This window comes from Thioclava sp. JM3 (genome assembly GCF_002213185.1).
Taxonomy (GTDB): Bacteria; Pseudomonadota; Alphaproteobacteria; order Rhodobacterales; family Rhodobacteraceae; genus Thioclava; species Thioclava nitratireducens.
Map to the genome: position 1 here is coordinate 1 of NZ_NBOB01000023.1, position 15083 is coordinate 15083.

Sequence of the window (15083 nt, forward strand, 5' to 3'; positions counted from 1 at the left end):
TTATAGGCTGGCCAGTTCCTGGTCTTGTAGGTCGGTGGTGTCGGTCTGCTCATGCATGCCAGCTACCACGCTGGATTCATGAGATGAATCCCACACGGGATTTGTGCAACAGAGCCATTGCCAGGGCAAATCCGTACATCTTATTGTCCCTTCATGGGAAATGGAAAAAACAATCTGTCATGGCACGCTCCACTGTTTTGCGCCTTGATCGCAGGGGGGTGCACTCGCGATCAAGGCGCCCTGCTCGATCCGAAGGGGCCAAATGCGGCGGCCCAGCTAGAACACCTTTATGAGGTGACGACCGTGACTATGTTCGCGGTCCTTCCGGTTCTCGTTATCGTCCCGATCATTATTTGGCGCTACCGATACGACAATTGCTCGGCCAACTATGCCCCGAGTTGGGACGAGTCCCGGCTACTTGATTTCGTGATGTGGGGTGTTCCGTTTGCGATCGTGGCCTTCGCCGGAACGTTGTTGTGGCGAAGTACACTCGCATTCGATCCCTATCGTCCGATCGAACCTGCATCCGAAGCCACACGGGTTCAGGTTGTGGGACTCGATTGGAAGTGGCTGTTTATCTACCCGGGCCAAGGGATTGCGACCATTGGTGAAATGGCCTTTCCGGCCAGCCGTCCGCTTGCGTTGGAACTGACTTCGGACACCGTCATGCAGTCCTTCATGATAGGGGCTCTGGGCGGCCAGATTTACGCGATGCCGGGCATGCGAACACGGCTGCACCTGAGTGCCGATGGTCCAGGAAGTTTTGCAGGCGAGAACATGCAATATAACGGCGAAGGATTTCACACGCAGAAATTTCGCGCCAGCGCGATGGCCGATGCAGATTTCGAAAGCTGGTTGCAGGCCGCACGTCAGGTTGCCATCCCACTGGACCAGCGCGCCTACTCAACGCTCGCCGAACGCGGTACGAAGGATGAGCTGCGTGCCGCATTTCCGACAGCGGTTATGGCAGGCGATGTGGTGGTGTTCAGCTTGGACGATTTCACACTGTTCGACAATGTGCTAGCGCGGTATCGCGGGTATCAGGCGGTTTCTCCCGAACTGCAACCTGGATCGGCGCTGTATCAACCCGGCACTTCGTCCGGAGGTCGGCCATGACCGATCAATGGAACTGGACCACTGGTCGCCTGAGGCTGGATAGCTTTCCATTTGTCCATGCCTGGCAAAACCCGACAGTAAGCGAGTTGATCGGCGCGGGCGCGGCGTCGGTCGTCCTCATCGGTGGCGCGGTGACCATGATCCTGCTGACATGGTTTCGGCTCTGGGTGCCCTTGTGGCGCAATTGGCTGACAAGCGTCGATCATAAGCGCATCGGGATCATGTACGTCGTGCTCGCATTTGTCATGCTGCTGCGCGGCGTTCTCGAGGGCGTCGTCATGCGCACGCAACAGGCGGCTGGACTGGGCGGCGGTTTCTTGACGCCGGAGCATTTCGGCGAGCTGTTCTCAACCCACGGCACGATCATGATCTTCTTTGTTGCGATGCCATTCGTGGCGGGACTCATCAATTTTGTCATGCCCTTGCAGATCGGTGCTCGGGACGTGTCCTTTCCGGTCATGAACCAGATCAGTCTGGGCATGACCGCCGCTGCTGCCGCTCTCGTCATGATTTCGCTGGTGGTCGGGCAGTTTTCCACGGGCGGCTGGACCTCGTACCCGCCCTACACTGGAATGGACTTTCAGCCCGGCCCTGGCCCGGATTACTGGATTTGGGCTATCGTCATCGCCGGGGTCGGATCAACACTATCGGGTATCAACTTCGCCGTGACGATCTACAAGGAGCGTGCACCCGGAATGTATTTCTTTCGGATGCCGCTCTTTACCTGGACCGCGCTGTGCGCCGCGATCATCCTGATCTTCGCCATGCCGCCCCTGACTGTTGCCGCGCTTATGCTGGCCGCAGACCGCTACCTGGATTTCCATTTCTTCACCAACGATCTTGGCGGGAACATGATGAATTACATCAACATGTTCTGGCTCTTCGGCCATCCCGAGGTCTATTTGCTCGTCCTGCCCGCCTACGGTGTCTTCTCGGAGGTCATCGCGACATTCTCGGGCAAACGGCTCTTTGGTTATCCCTCGCTCGTTTGGGCCACGATGGTGATCTCAGTGCTGTCCTTCACGGTTTGGTTGCACCACTTCTTCACCATGGGTCAGGGCGCCAACGTAAACATTGCATTCGGCATTGCGACAATGTTGATCGCGGTGCCGACGGGTGTGAAAGTCTATGACTGGATGGCGACGATGTTCCGCGGTCGCATCCGCATGACGACGCCGATGGTATATTCGGTAGGCTTCCTGATCCTCTTCGTGATTGGCGGACTGACCGGTGTAATCCTTGCCAACCCCAGTATCGACTATCAGGTCCACAACTCGCTGTTTCTCGTTGCGCATTTTCACAATGTGCTGATCCCCGGCGTGCTGTTCGGCATGCTGGCGGGCTATCACTACTGGTTTCCCAAGGCCTTCGGATTTCGGCTTGATGAGACCTGGGGCAAGATTGCGGCCTGCCTCTGGATCGTGGGCTTTTCGCTGACCTTCATGCCGCTTTATGTCGTTGGCCTGATGGGGATGCCGCGCCGCACGGTGGCCTACACCGACCCGGCATTTGAGCCCTACATGCTGGTCGCCGTCGTCGGTGCGGCGGTCATCCTCGCGGCCGTTGGCGCGCTCGCGGCTCAGCTCCTTGTCAGCATTCGCGACCGCAGGGCCAACGCCGTTTTCGCTGGCGATCCATGGAACGGAAGGACGCTGGATTGGTTTAACCCTTGCCCGCCGCCGGAGTACAACTTCGCAGTCGTGCCAGAGGTCACGCAGCGCGACGCCTTCGCCGTCGCCAAGGCTTACGGGGACGCCTATCAGGATCCGCCGGAGTTCGAAGACATCGAGTTGCCCGCGAACACGGGTTACGGCTTTGTGCTTTGCGTGGCAGCGGGCGCGCTTGGCTTCGGCCTGATTTTTTATCTCTGGTGGCTGGCGATCCTGTCGCTGCTGGTGATCGTTGGCGCTATGATCGCCCGAAGCTTCGTCGTTGAGACCGAGCGCACCATCCTTGCTGCTGAGGTAGCTGCCGACTATCAACGCTGGTTGGACGCCGTCCGCGCCGCACAGCCAATTGACCGAACGCAAGAACAAGGTTCTAACAATCGAGGGCATGCGTTGCGCGAACTGCCCGAGGGGGTCGTGTGATGACAGCAGAAGCGGTCAAGCATCCAGGCATCAACCTCGGAGCTCATCACGCGCACGCCCACGACAGAGCCGAAACGCTGGTCTTCGGCTTCTGGGTCTTCCTGATGAGCGATCTCATCATCTTCGGACTGATGTTCGCCAACTACGTCACCCAGCTGCCGGGCACTGCGGGCGGACCAGGCCCGAAGGATTTGTTCACGCTTGGCAACGCGTTCACGCAAACCATGATTCTGCTGGCCAGTTCGGCGACCTTCGGCATGGCCTCTCTTGCCTTGAAATACGAGCGCGGCAAGGGCGCACTGCTGGGCTGGCTCGCGGTGACGCTGGCTTTGGGGGCGGTTTTTGTCGGGCTGGAGAAGCTCGATTTCGCGGACATGTTTTCCGAAGGTGCCTATCCGTCGCGCAGCGGCTTTCTGAGCGGGTTCTTCGGGCTGGTGCCGCTACATGGTCTGCACGTCGCCTCGGGCATCCTCTGGGGGCTGGTGCTGATGGTGCAGATCGCTACGCTCGGTCTGACGACGCCTGTCAAGACGCGGCTTCTGCGTCTTGGCCTGTTCTGGCATTTCCTCGACATCATCTGGATCGGGATCTTCTCGGTCGTCTATCTGGGAGGATTGGCATCAGCGACCGCGAGACCGAATTCCGCCGCGAACGTCGGTCCTATCTGACCGGTCTCGCGTTTGCGCTGATCCTGACGTTGATCCCTTTCGGTGTGGTCGCCTGGGGCGGCTTGTCCACAAGTGTCGCTCTTTGGCTGATCGCAGGCTTCGCGCTTGTCCAGATCGTTGTGCATTTCCGGTTCTTCCTGCACATCGATTTGAGCCGGCAAACACGCGAAGACTTACAGCTGATCCTGTTCACGGTGCTGCTACTCGCGATCATGGCCAGCGGCACCATCTGGATCATGGCCAGCCTGCACACACGAATGATGTGAATTTGGAGGTTGTCTGAGTGCACTGGCTGTCGCAACACGCACTGATCGTTGCCGGGGTCCTTTTGACCGCGCTCGCTGTCGTATTTGTGCTTCAACAGCGTAGAACGCCGCAATCGACGGCTGCCTAAGTTCTGTTCATCGTTCTGGTGCCCTATCTGGCTATTCCGCTGTTTCTTATGCTGGGTGTTCGAAAACAGGGATCGAGGCTCCCGCACTTAAAACTCGCAGAACCGGGTCAGGATACAATTGCCGATCAACCAACCGCAAAAGCGCTGACAGCCCTTGGCGCACTACCCGCCACAACGGGGAATTCGTTTACACTTCATGACGATGCACGGGCCGCGCATGAGGCTTTGGTCGAGACGATCAACTCCGCGACGGAGACGTTGGATATTCTGTTCTATATTGTCGCATCGGACGAAACCGGAGGGGACTTTGTAAATCGTCTTACTGAGAAAGCGCGCACCGGGATCAAGGTTCGATTGAATCTCGATCGATTGGGGTCAATGAAACGGCCAAGGAAGGCGCTTGACGACTTGCAAGCGGCTGACGGTGAAGTGCGGTATTTCTCGCCATTCATCCACCCTCCTGACAACGGGCATATGAATCTTCGCAACCACCGGAAACTTGTGATCGCGGATCGCATGCGAGTCTGGGCTGGCGGCCGCAACATCGGTGATCACTACCTCGCAAAGATGGACGAGACTTGGACTGACTTAAGTTTTTCCCTGTCCGGCCCGGCCGTGCAGTCGTTTATCGATATATTCGCCTCGGATTGGGACGTGACCGGAAAAGCCGTCGCTGGAGATTTGCATCGAAAGGATGGAACGGTCGGCGATGCGGCGTTGCAGGTGGTGCCCTCCGGGCCCGATGAACCGCGCGATGTCCTTTATCTTGCATTGACCTCGATGATCCATCGGGCACGGGAGCGGGTATGGATATCGACACCCTATTTTGTGCCGACCGAACCGCTTCAGCTCGCGCTCGCCGCGGCGGTACGGGGTGGCGTCGATGTCCGCATCATGATCCCGGAAAAGTCGAACCAACGCACGACGGACTTTGCGCGCGGCCCCTACTTGAGAGATCTGCAGGAGGTCGGAGCGACCGTTCTTCGCCACCAGGGTGGAATGCTACACGCCAAGGCCGGGCTGATCGACAACACCGGATGGGTTGGCTCGGCCAATTTCGATGTGCGCTCGCTTCTCCTCAATTTCGAGATCGCCATGTTCTTGCATGACAAAAACAGCATCAATCAAGTCGAGCCATGGTTTGAGCAGCAATTCAGGCACTGCGAAGAGGGCCTGACCAAAGCGCGCTTGCCACGCCGGATCGTCGAGGGTGTCTTCAGGCTGGGAGCCCCGGTTCTGTGAAGCAGGATTGTCTTCGCATCGCGTCTTGCAATATCCGAAAAGCAGTCGGCACAGACCGCAAACGCGACCCTGACAGGATTCTCAGGATCATCAACGAATTATCCGCGGACGTCGTTGCCCTTCAGGAAGCTGACCGACGCATTCCGCCGCGACGCCCGGCGCTCGACCGTCGGGCGCTTCGAGAGCGCACCGGTTTGGTCCCGGTCGAGTTCGAGCATGGACGGGACAGCCTTGGCTGGCATGGCAACGCGATCCTTGTTCGCCCCAATATCGAGGTCCTGGACCGCGCGCATTTCGACTTACCCGGGCTCGAACCACGAGGGGCCGTCTCTGCAGTGTTGGAGACGGGCGGATCATTGATCCGGGTCGTTGGCGTTCATCGTGGCCTGTTGCGTCAATCGAGACGCGCACAACTCAGCCAATTGTCGGAATTTCTCAAAGCCGGTGATGACATCGCGACGGTCATTGTTGGAGACTTCAACGAACAGTCGCTTTCGGTCGGGCTAGGTCGATTAAGACCTGATTTTACAATCTTCGACGCGGGGCCGACATTTCACAGCCGACGTCCGATCTTCGCGCTGGATCGCATCGCGTGCTCCCAACACCTGAAGCCCGGCATCGTCGGGGTTATGACGGCAGGCGAAGCGTCCGTGGGTTCCGACCACCTGCCAGTTTTCGCCGAAATTTCAATGGCGACGGATGAGGCGAGATCGCGTAGCCTGCCAAGTAAGCCCCAGGGCACGTAGTTTACTTCGGAGTGGCGAAACCTGGATTTTCTGTAGTTTGCCCACCCTTAGCGCGGAACGTATCATTGAAAAAAACAACTCGGGAATCGGAATGAATTCTGAAAAATCGGTCATTGTTTTGCAGGGCGGGGGTGCCCTCGGTGCCTATCAGGGTGGCGCGGTGGAAGCCTTGTCGGACGCCGGTCAGCCGATTGACTGGGTTGCCGGGATTTCTATCGGTGCCATTAACTCGGCTCTGATCGCGGGAAATGCACCAGAACGAAGAGTGTCGGCGCTAAGAAATTTCTGGGAGATGGTCTCTTCGTCCTCGGTGCCGGTGGGCATGCTGGACGGAGTCCTTTCACGAGGCTGGCTGAACGATCTGAGTGCGACCGGTACGACTATGACCGGCGTTCCCGGGTTTTTCCGGCTGCGTCTTCCGCCTGCCGGTCTCATGCCGCAGGGCACGGAGGGCGCACGCAGTTTTTACGACACCGCACCTCTTCGTGACACGTTGCTGGACCTGGTCGATTTCGACTTGCTGAACGGGGGCCCGATCCGCCTGAGTGTCGGTGCGGTCAATGTCGAAACGGGCAACATGACTTGGTTCGACAGTGCCGAAACCGAAATCAGACCGGAGCATATCATGGCGTCAGGTGCCCTGCCCCCGGGCTTTCCAGCCATCGAGATCGACGGCGCGCGGTATTGGGATGGTGGTTTGGTTTCCAATACACCGCTGCAATACGTCCTCGATGAACAACTGCCTGCAGAGGATCTCTGCGTGTTTCAGGTTGATCTGTTCAGTGCGCGCGGGGCTGTTCCGACATCTGTCTGGACGTCCGAAGCGCGAGAAAAGGATATCCGATTTTCCAGTAGAACCCGTTTCAACACGGACATGATGCGAAGGATGCATGAGACGCGCGATGCGGCGAGGCGCCTCTATGACAAACTGCCACCCGGCCTGAAGAACGATCCGGATGCCAAGGCGTTGGTAGGTGGTAACGCAGACCCGTATGTCACGATTGCCCATTTGATATATCGACAGGCCAAGTACGAACATCAATCCAAAGATTACGAGTTTTCGCGTCGCTCAACTCTCGACCACTGGGACGCTGGAAAAGCCGATGTCGTGCGGACTCTGTCGCACCCTGAATGGAAGGCAAGGCATGACGCCGCAACGCGCGTCAAGGTCTTCGATCTTGCCGAATGACCCGGCGTCGGATGGTCATACCGGTCTATGTCAGACCCCTGCCCTCCCGCCGTGATTTCCTGCTGCATCTCGCGCACACAATATGGGTTGCCATCGTGCTCTTGGCCGTTGGTCTGGGTATAGGCATCCTGGGTTATCGCTTTATTGTGGGCCTCAACTGGATTGACGCGCTCTTGAACGCCTCGATGATCCTCGGCGGCGAAGGGCCCGTCAATCCGACACCAACAACCCGCGGCAAGCTGTTCGCAAGCGCCTATGCCCTCTTCAGCGGTCTGATCTTTGTGGCGGTCGCTGCAATCCTCGTTGCCCCGATCCTGCGGCGTGTGCTGCATCGCTTCCACCTCGATGACGTGATCGACGAAGCACTTGATCCTCACGGCGACACTGAAAGGGGCCCATGATGTTGAGTAACTTCGCAACAACCCACCCGGTTCTGTTGAAACTGGCGATATTTGTCGCAGCGGTTGCCGTGTTCTGGTTCCTTGTCCTTCTGGTTCGCGGCATATTTCTGAGAAAGGTCTCCGATCCGCACGCACGCCGCACGATCCGGCGTGGCGTCAACCTGGCCTTGCTGGTCACGATCGCCCTTGCCGCATCGGTCACGTTTTCTCAAAGCCTGAGCGGCTTCGTCGTCTCCGTCGGCGTGTTCGGTGCTGCCGCAGCTTTTGCGCTGCAACACGTCCTGGCCAGCGGCGTCGCCTTCATCCAGATCATCGCCGGGCGGGTGTATCGCACCGGTGATCGTGTCAAAATCGGTGGCGTGATCGGTGACGTGATCCAGATCAATGCGTTCCTGACGACCATGATGGAAGTCCGCGGCGATTGGGTAAACGGCGATCAATACACCGGCCGGGTTGTGCGCGTTCCAAATGCAGCAATCTATCAGGAGCCGGTGTTCAACTAAAGTGCTGATTACGAATTCCTCTGGGACGAATTGAAAGTCCCGGTCAAATACGGCAGCGACCGGAAACTGGCCGTCAAGATCTTGATGGATGCGGTGGCTTCGCTGGTTGCAGATGCAACCGAGGCGATGAAGTCCGAGTGGCAAACCCTCAAGGAGGACTATGCCATCGAAGACGCCAGTCTGGAACCACAGGTCTTCCTCGTTGCCAATGACAACTGGCTTGAATACTCCATCCGCTATCTGGTTCCTTACAAACAACGACGGTCCACAAAGTCGAACTTGTGCGAGGCCATCATTGCGGCGTTTGATGAGTATCCAGACAAAGTTGGAATCGCGTCGGGGACGTACGATATCGTCGGCTTGCCTCCGCTGAAGGTCGATCTGGTTTCAAATGCAGAAGGAGCAAAATCATGAACCCCGCGGACGTCGTCAAGAACGCCTTCGCTATGCCACTGACCAGCCCGTCCTATCCCAAGGGCCCCTATCGGTTTGTCGATCGCGAATTCTTTATCGTGACCTATCGCACGGATTTGGACGCCCTGCGCGCGGTTGTGCCTGAACCTTTGCAAGTGACGGAACCAATCGTGAAATACGAGTTCATTCGCATGCCGAACAGCACCGGGTTCGGCGATTACACGGAAACCGGCCAGGTCATCCCTGTCGAATTCAAAGGCCGCAAGGGCGGATACGTCCATGCGATGTTCCTGAACGACGAAAGCCCAATTGCAGGGGGCCGCGAGATCTGGGGTTTTCCCAAGAAAATGGCGGAGCCGCGGATGCGGGTGGAAAAGGATACGCTGGTCGGCACACTGGCTGTCGGATCGGTTCAGGTCGCGAGCGCAACCATGGGCTATAAACATCGCGCGCTTGACCACGACAATGTGGCCAAAGCATTGGCTGCGCCCAGTTGGCTACTCAAGATCATCCCACGTGCCGATTGCAGCGGGCCGCAAATTTGTGAGTTGGTCGAATATTATCTTGAAGACGTGACCATCAAGGGTGCGTGGGAAGGACCGGCGGCGCTTGACCTGCACAGTCACGCACTTGCGCCCCTTACGGACCTTCCGATGCGCGAGGTCATCTCGGCAACCCACATTCTGACCGACTTAACGCTGGGTCTCGGGAAAGTCGTGCACGATTACCTCGACACCGACAAGCCCCGGAAAGGATAGGCCAATGGAGAAACTCAAACTGGTCACACTTCTCGTGCTCCTCCCGCTCGGCGTTCTGGCGCAGGGGTTCGACTATTCATCGATTTATACAGTCGCACCGGAAGAATTCCCGACGCAGCAGCGCATGGCCGCGATCATTGGGCAGCCCGCGGTGTCGACTGACAATCAGACCGTCGGCGAGGTAATGATGTGATCACCGATGACGCCGAAACTGTTGTCGAGTATCTGGTCGGCAGCGGTGGCTTCCTAGGAATAGGCGAAAAGCATGTTTTCGTTCCGAAAGATCAGACCGTGGTCAAGATTGACGGTATTTCGGTCGAACTGGTCATTCAATTAGACGCCGCTGGTTTTCGCATAGACATTCGGCTCGATTGAGGGAGGAAACGCAAAGCTGTCAAGTGGACGGTATTTATCTGAAAGCCAGATTTTTCTGTCATTTACCGGAGCACACTCACTGACTGGCCAATTTATGAAGGGACACTGAAATGGATACCAAAGAAACACGGCATAATTTCTTTACTCGCCTCGCCCACATGGGGCTGGCACTCGCAACCATAACCCAATTGGTGACAAGCCTCATCTTCGTCGCGCCCTCCCCGGGGAAAAGCGGAAATATCTGGTACGAAATTCATGAATATGGGGGGTTGACCGCCTTTGGCTTTGTCCTGCTGTTCTGGCTGGCGTTGACGGCGCGTCGGCTCGGCACGGCTCCGGGACTTTTGTTCCCGTGGTTCAGCGGTCCAAGCCTGCGGGCAGTTTGGTCCGATACCAAGGCCCATCTAGCGGCCGTGACGCGATTTCGACTGCCTCCGTTTGAAGAGCACGGGGCCCTCGCTTCTGCTGTTCACGGGTTGGGGCTGCTTCTGGTGACCGCGATGGTCGCGACCGGTACAATTTATTACTTTATCAATACTGGAAATTCGGATGCTGGCGGCCTGGTCGGCGTATTGATGTTCGTTCACAAGACATTAGCGAACGTCGTCTGGGCATATCTAATCGGCCATGCAGGACTGGCGGTGATCCACCACTTCACAGACAATTTGCGACTGACCGAAATGTGGTCTCTGAAACCTTGAAAAAAGCGGCTTGATAAAACCCGTTGGAATGGGAGAACCCTCGAAAATGTTCACATCAATTCTCCACGTGGACCCGCGCGTCGTTGCCTTCGACGCGACCGGCGAAATCACCGACCAGGACTATACCGATGTGCTTATCCCCGCGCTGGAGCAGGCCATCGAGACCAACGGCAAGGCCCGCGCTCTGATCCGGTTCGGAGAGGCATTCGAGGACTACACTGCCCGCGCGGCATTGGATGACGCGCAATTCGGCCTGACCCATCTGAGCGACTTCGAGAAGATCGCCGTCGCCACCGACACGGGCTGGATCCACAATGGTGTGGCGCTGTTTGCGCACCTATCGCCCATTCCGGTCCGCCTGTTCGCGGGGGATCAGACAGACGCCGCCTTTGTGTGGCTGACCGAAGATACCTGAAATCAATACAAAGGAGGCTGTCATGCAAGACCCCAAACCCCATGTCCTCATTCTCGGCGGCAATTTCGCCGGCCTCGGTGCCGCGCAGAAGATCCGCGACTATGCCGGCGACGCGGTGGACATCACCGTTATCGACCGCAAGGCGTATCTCGACTACATCCCGAATATCCCGCTGGAGATCTTCGAGGGGCGCGATCCGGCCGTAACCATGCATATGGGTCTGGTCGACGCCCTTGCGCGCGATACATCAAAGTTCCGTCAGGCCGAGGTGCTGGGCCTCGACATCGACGCCAGGCAGGTGCGGGTCCGTCCCAACGAACGTCCCGGCGCCCCGGAATACCGTGTCGGCTACGACTATCTGGTGATCGCGCTGGGGTCGGTTCTGGCCTATGACGACATCGAGGGCTTCGCCGAACATGGTCATACCGTGTCCGACGCCTATCACGCGAACCGGCTGATCGACTATCTCAAGAACGAGTACAAGGGCGGCCCGATCGCCGTCGGGTCCGACCGGTTCGAACAGGGAACCAAAGGTAAGCCCGACTGGCTTCCCACGGCGCTGGCCGCTTGCGAGGGCCCTCCGGTCGAAGTGTCACTTTCGCTGGCCCACTGGCTGGAAGAACACGGCAAGGGGGGCGCCAAGAACATCACCATCTTCACCCCCGCCGAACTGATCGCCGAAGACGCTGGCGAAGAGGTCGTCAAACAGCTGCTGGATGCCGCGTGGTCCATGGGCTTCGGCTACATGAACAAGACCGAGGGGATCACGCGCCTGACCGAGCAGGGCATCGAATTCCGCGACGGGCGAAAACTGGATGCCGAGATCAGCATCGTCTTTCCGAACTGGAAACCGCATGACTTCCTGAAAGGGCTGCCGATCTCGGACGAGGTCGGGTTCATCATCACCGACATGAAGATGCGCAATCCCGATCACCCGGAGATCTTCGCCTGCGGCGATGCCGCAGCGATCACGGTGCCCAAGCTCGGCGCCATCGGCCACCAGGAGTGCGAGATCGTGGGCAAGCAGATCGCCAAGGAGGTGGGCAAGCTGTCCGCCGACAAGGCCGACGAACCCTGGCAGCCCGAGGTGGTCTGTATCGGCGATATGGGCGGCGGCAAGGCGTTCTACATCCATTCCAACTCCTGGTTTGGCTTCGGCGGAGAAATCCAGGAGCTTCACATGGGACGCCTGCCCTACGCGCAAAAGGTGCTCTACAAGGAAATGTTCTTCCGCAACCACGGGCGCATCCCGAACTGGGGTCTACCTGCGGCGAAGTTCACGGCTGAAAACGTCAAGATTTAACATCAAAGGACCATCGATATGAACCTGCAAGACAAAGTGTGCATCGTGACGGGCGCTGCCCGAGGTATCGGCGCGACAATCGCCAAACGCTATGTCGAGAGCGGCGCGACGGTCGCGATCGCCGATCTGCGCCTGAGCGATGCCGAAGCGACGGCGAAAGAGTTGACAGAGATGGGCCCCGGATCGGCCATGGGTGTCGAGATGGACGTGACCAGCGAAGAGGCAGTTAATGCGGGCGTCGCTAAGGTCGTCGACGCATGGGGCGGTGTGGACGTGCTTGTGTCGAATGCCGGCATCCAGATCGTACACGAGCTGCAGGACTTTCCGTTTGATGACTGGAAAAAGCTGCTGTCGATCCATCTTGACGGGGCATTTCTGACCTCCAAGGCCTGCCTGCCGCATATGTACAAGGCTGGCGCCGGCGCGATCATTTTCATGGGATCGGTCCACTCGAAGGAAGCTTCGCCTTTGAAGTCGGCCTACGTCACCGCGAAACACGGGCTACTGGGTCTTTCGCGCGTCATCTCGAAAGAAGGCGCCAAGCATGGCGTGCGCGCCAACGTTATTTGTCCGGGCTTCGTAAAAACGCCGCTGGTCGAAAAACAGATCCCCGAACAGGCGAAGGAACTGGGTATCTCCGAGGAAGAGGTCGTCAATACAATAATGCTCGGCGGGACAGTCGACAAGGAATTTACGACGGTGGAGGACGTGGCAGAAATTGCCCATCTGTTCGCGGCGTTCCCGACCAATGCGTTGACGGGCCAATCGCTTGTCGTGAGCCACGGCTGGTACATGGAATAAAGGTATTGAAAATAGGGAAGAGGAAAAACGCGTGGACACGAAAACACTCGAGACCTATTCAGATTTTTTTTTGAGCGGAAGGAGAATTGGCTTGTCCCGTTCTTTCTGATGCTGATGATGGCCTCGGGTATCGCTTCCATGGGCTTGTCCGAGGATTCCGCCGCGACCGTTACCGGCGCGATGATCGTTGCCCCGCTTGGTCAGCCGATTGTCGCCCTTGGCGCAGCGATTGCCCTGCGAATGCCCGGCGAGTCCGTGAAGCTTCTGGGGATCGTCCTTCTGGGTGCGGCCTCGGTTGTGGCGTTCGGGTACCTGGCGAATATGCTCCTGCCCACGGAAAACCCAAATGGGCAGATACTGGCACGCACCTCGCCGGACTTCCGGGACCTGGCCATTGCAATTTTCTCTGGCGTGGCGGGCGCATATGGGTATCGCTACCGGGATTTCTCCGGCGTTCTCGCGGGGGTGGCGATTGCTGTTGCGCTCGTGCCACCATTGTGCGTCGTCGGCATGATGCTGGAGGAGGGGCGCACCATCCTCGCCTGGAATGCGCTGGTCCTGTTCGTGACGAACTTCGCGGGGATCACGCTGACCGCAGTTCTGGTTTTTGCAGTTGGGAAGCTGATGATGACCCGCGAGGATCGCGGATGGTTCGCGACGGCAGGGGCCGCAGTGATCGTATTGAACGCATTGGTCCTGATCCCGCTTTCGCTGAATTATGAACGCGTGGTTGGTGCGTCCATAAACCGGGCCGATACCTACAGCGCCGTGACGGCCGCCATGATCGGCCCCTTCCACGGTGCGACGCTGACATCGCTGGTCATCAATGGCTCGGAACTTCGGCTTAAGATCGATCCCTTGCCGACCGATCCGGCCGCGGTTCAGACATTCACCGACCGGGTGCAGGCGGCGACAGGCTATCAGGTCGTGTTGTCTGGCAAGTCAGGGCCTTAGGGTCAGGACCCATTGATCGGCTTGCGGTCGTTCTTGTGGCGTGATTCACGCTGCTGAACTGATGGGGGCATGATGGGCAATCTTTTCTGGCTGACCGACGAGCAGATGGCACGGCTTCAGCCTTTCTTTCCCAAGAGCCACGGCAAGCCGAGGGTGGATGATGGCGCGTGCTAAGCGGGATAATATTCATCAATCGCGATGGCTTGCGGTGGTGCGATGCGCCCGTGGAATATGGCCCGCCGAAGACACTCTACATCCGTTGGAAGCGCTGGAGCGAGATGGGCGTGTTCGCCAGGATCTTCGAGGGGCTGGCTTCCGAGGTGGTGGATCGGAAGACGATCATGATCGACGCGACATATCTGAAAGCCATCGCACGGCATCGAGCCTGCGAGGCAAAAAGGGGGATGCGGGCGCCTGATTGGGCGAACGAAGGGCGGCATGAACACCAAGCTGCATGCCGTCACGGACGTCAATGGCCGCCCGCTCAAGTTCTTCATCACCGCAGGCCAGGTCAGCGACTACTCCGGTGCGGCGGCTTTGCTGGACTGCCTGCCAAGAGCCAACTGGTTGCTCGCCGACCGGGGCTACGACGCGGATTGGTTCCGTGACGCCCTGAAAGACAACGGGATCAAGCCGTGCATCCCGGACAGAAAGTCACGCGGCAAGACCATCAGATACGACAAGCGGCGCTACAAACGCCGCAACCGTATCGAAATCATGTTCGGCAGGCTCAAGGACTGGCGTCGCGTGGCAACCCGCTACGACAGATGCCCGAAGGTCTTCCTATCCGCCATAGCTCTCGCCGCCACCGTCATGTTCTGGCTATGAGTCTTGACCCTAGCACCGAAGCGGAGGCCCGAGAAATAATGAGCGCGCTTAATGAACTGCCTGTCCCTCGTCGTGAGCCACTTTTGGTTCATGGAATAGACGAAGAAAGGTAAGCGCCCGATTGATGCCGCCTGCCTGATGGAGGCGGACCGAGATAAGGCACGTGCATAACGACGTCTTTAGCG

18 protein-coding genes and 1 pseudogene are annotated in these 15083 nt (G+C 58.2%); all 19 read left to right on the plus strand.

Annotated elements, in window-relative coordinates; all coding sequences use genetic code 11:
* The first annotated feature begins 309 nt into the window (after positions 1-309).
* The 19 genes and pseudogenes from B6V73_RS19970 to B6V73_RS20060 all read left to right on the plus strand — a co-directional run bounded on the left by B6V73_RS19970 (position 310) and on the right by B6V73_RS20060 (position 14898).
* On the plus strand, positions 310-1116 hold the full coding sequence (locus B6V73_RS19970) for a cytochrome ubiquinol oxidase subunit II (RefSeq protein ID WP_240504209.1): 807 nt from the start codon (positions 310-312) through the stop codon (positions 1114-1116).
* Entirely contained in the window at positions 1113-3206 is a 2094-nt protein-coding gene (locus B6V73_RS19975; protein WP_088726272.1) for a cbb3-type cytochrome c oxidase subunit I, read from the plus strand. The genes B6V73_RS19970 and B6V73_RS19975 overlap by 4 nt, the downstream gene beginning before the upstream one ends.
* A complete protein-coding gene (locus B6V73_RS21035; protein ID WP_088726273.1) occupies positions 3206-3874 on the plus strand; it encodes a cytochrome c oxidase subunit 3 in 669 nt (222 codons plus the stop codon). Before B6V73_RS19975 ends, B6V73_RS21035 begins: the two co-directional genes overlap by 1 nt.
* Entirely contained in the window at positions 3871-4140 is a 270-nt protein-coding gene (locus B6V73_RS21270; RefSeq protein WP_276206808.1) for a cytochrome C oxidase subunit IV family protein, read from the plus strand. The genes B6V73_RS21035 and B6V73_RS21270 overlap by 4 nt, the downstream gene beginning before the upstream one ends.
* 146 nt (positions 4141-4286) lie before the next feature.
* On the plus strand, positions 4287-5510 hold the full coding sequence (locus tag B6V73_RS19990; RefSeq protein ID WP_143597962.1) for a phospholipase D-like domain-containing protein: 1224 nt from the start codon (positions 4287-4289) through the stop codon (positions 5508-5510).
* Positions 5507-6256 carry an endonuclease/exonuclease/phosphatase family protein gene (locus tag B6V73_RS19995; protein ID WP_088726275.1) on the plus strand — a complete coding sequence of 250 codons (750 nt, stop codon included), beginning with the start codon at positions 5507-5509 and terminating at the stop codon, positions 6254-6256. Before B6V73_RS19990 ends, B6V73_RS19995 begins: the two co-directional genes overlap by 4 nt.
* Positions 6257-6347: 91 nt before the next feature.
* Positions 6348-7445, plus strand: coding sequence for a patatin-like phospholipase family protein (locus B6V73_RS20000; RefSeq protein ID WP_088726276.1), 1098 nt, complete (start codon positions 6348-6350; stop codon positions 7443-7445).
* A gap of 11 nt (positions 7446-7456) precedes the next feature.
* Positions 7457-7846: a hypothetical protein gene (locus B6V73_RS20005; RefSeq protein ID WP_075777347.1), complete on the plus strand. Its 390-nt coding sequence runs from the start codon at positions 7457-7459 to the stop codon at positions 7844-7846.
* Entirely contained in the window at positions 7843-8349 is a 507-nt protein-coding gene (locus B6V73_RS20010; RefSeq protein ID WP_088726277.1) for a mechanosensitive ion channel domain-containing protein, read from the plus strand. Before B6V73_RS20005 ends, B6V73_RS20010 begins: the two co-directional genes overlap by 4 nt.
* 30 nt (positions 8350-8379) lie before the next feature.
* Positions 8380-8763, plus strand: a complete 384-nt coding sequence (locus tag B6V73_RS20015) for a hypothetical protein (protein WP_088726278.1) — start codon at positions 8380-8382, stop codon at positions 8761-8763.
* On the plus strand, positions 8760-9521 hold the full coding sequence (locus B6V73_RS20020) for an acetoacetate decarboxylase (RefSeq protein ID WP_088726279.1): 762 nt from the start codon (positions 8760-8762) through the stop codon (positions 9519-9521). Before B6V73_RS20015 ends, B6V73_RS20020 begins: the two co-directional genes overlap by 4 nt.
* A gap of 4 nt (positions 9522-9525) precedes the next feature.
* Positions 9526-9714 (plus strand): hypothetical protein, encoded by a 189-nt coding sequence (locus B6V73_RS20025; RefSeq protein WP_088726280.1) that lies wholly within the window; start codon positions 9526-9528, stop codon positions 9712-9714.
* Positions 9711-9896: a PRC-barrel domain-containing protein gene (locus B6V73_RS20030; protein WP_088726281.1), complete on the plus strand. Its 186-nt coding sequence runs from the start codon at positions 9711-9713 to the stop codon at positions 9894-9896. Before B6V73_RS20025 ends, B6V73_RS20030 begins: the two co-directional genes overlap by 4 nt.
* A gap of 110 nt (positions 9897-10006) precedes the next feature.
* A complete protein-coding gene (locus B6V73_RS20035) occupies positions 10007-10597 on the plus strand; it encodes a cytochrome b/b6 domain-containing protein (protein ID WP_088726282.1) in 591 nt (196 codons plus the stop codon).
* 46 nt (positions 10598-10643) lie between these two features.
* Positions 10644-11012: an STAS/SEC14 domain-containing protein gene (locus B6V73_RS20040; RefSeq protein WP_168174947.1), complete on the plus strand. Its 369-nt coding sequence runs from the start codon at positions 10644-10646 to the stop codon at positions 11010-11012.
* 22 nt (positions 11013-11034) lie between these two features.
* Positions 11035-12315 (plus strand): FAD-dependent oxidoreductase, encoded by a 1281-nt coding sequence (locus B6V73_RS20045; protein ID WP_088726284.1) that lies wholly within the window; start codon positions 11035-11037, stop codon positions 12313-12315.
* 18 nt (positions 12316-12333) lie between these two features.
* Positions 12334-13116: a 3-hydroxybutyrate dehydrogenase gene (locus tag B6V73_RS20050; RefSeq protein ID WP_088726285.1), complete on the plus strand. Its 783-nt coding sequence runs from the start codon at positions 12334-12336 to the stop codon at positions 13114-13116.
* A gap of 108 nt (positions 13117-13224) precedes the next feature.
* A complete protein-coding gene (locus tag B6V73_RS20055) occupies positions 13225-14070 on the plus strand; it encodes a DUF389 domain-containing protein (protein ID WP_088726286.1) in 846 nt (281 codons plus the stop codon).
* A 72-nt stretch (positions 14071-14142) separates the two neighbouring features.
* Positions 14143-14898: pseudogene (locus B6V73_RS20060) on the plus strand (IS5 family transposase).
* Positions 14899-15083 lie beyond the last annotated feature (185 nt).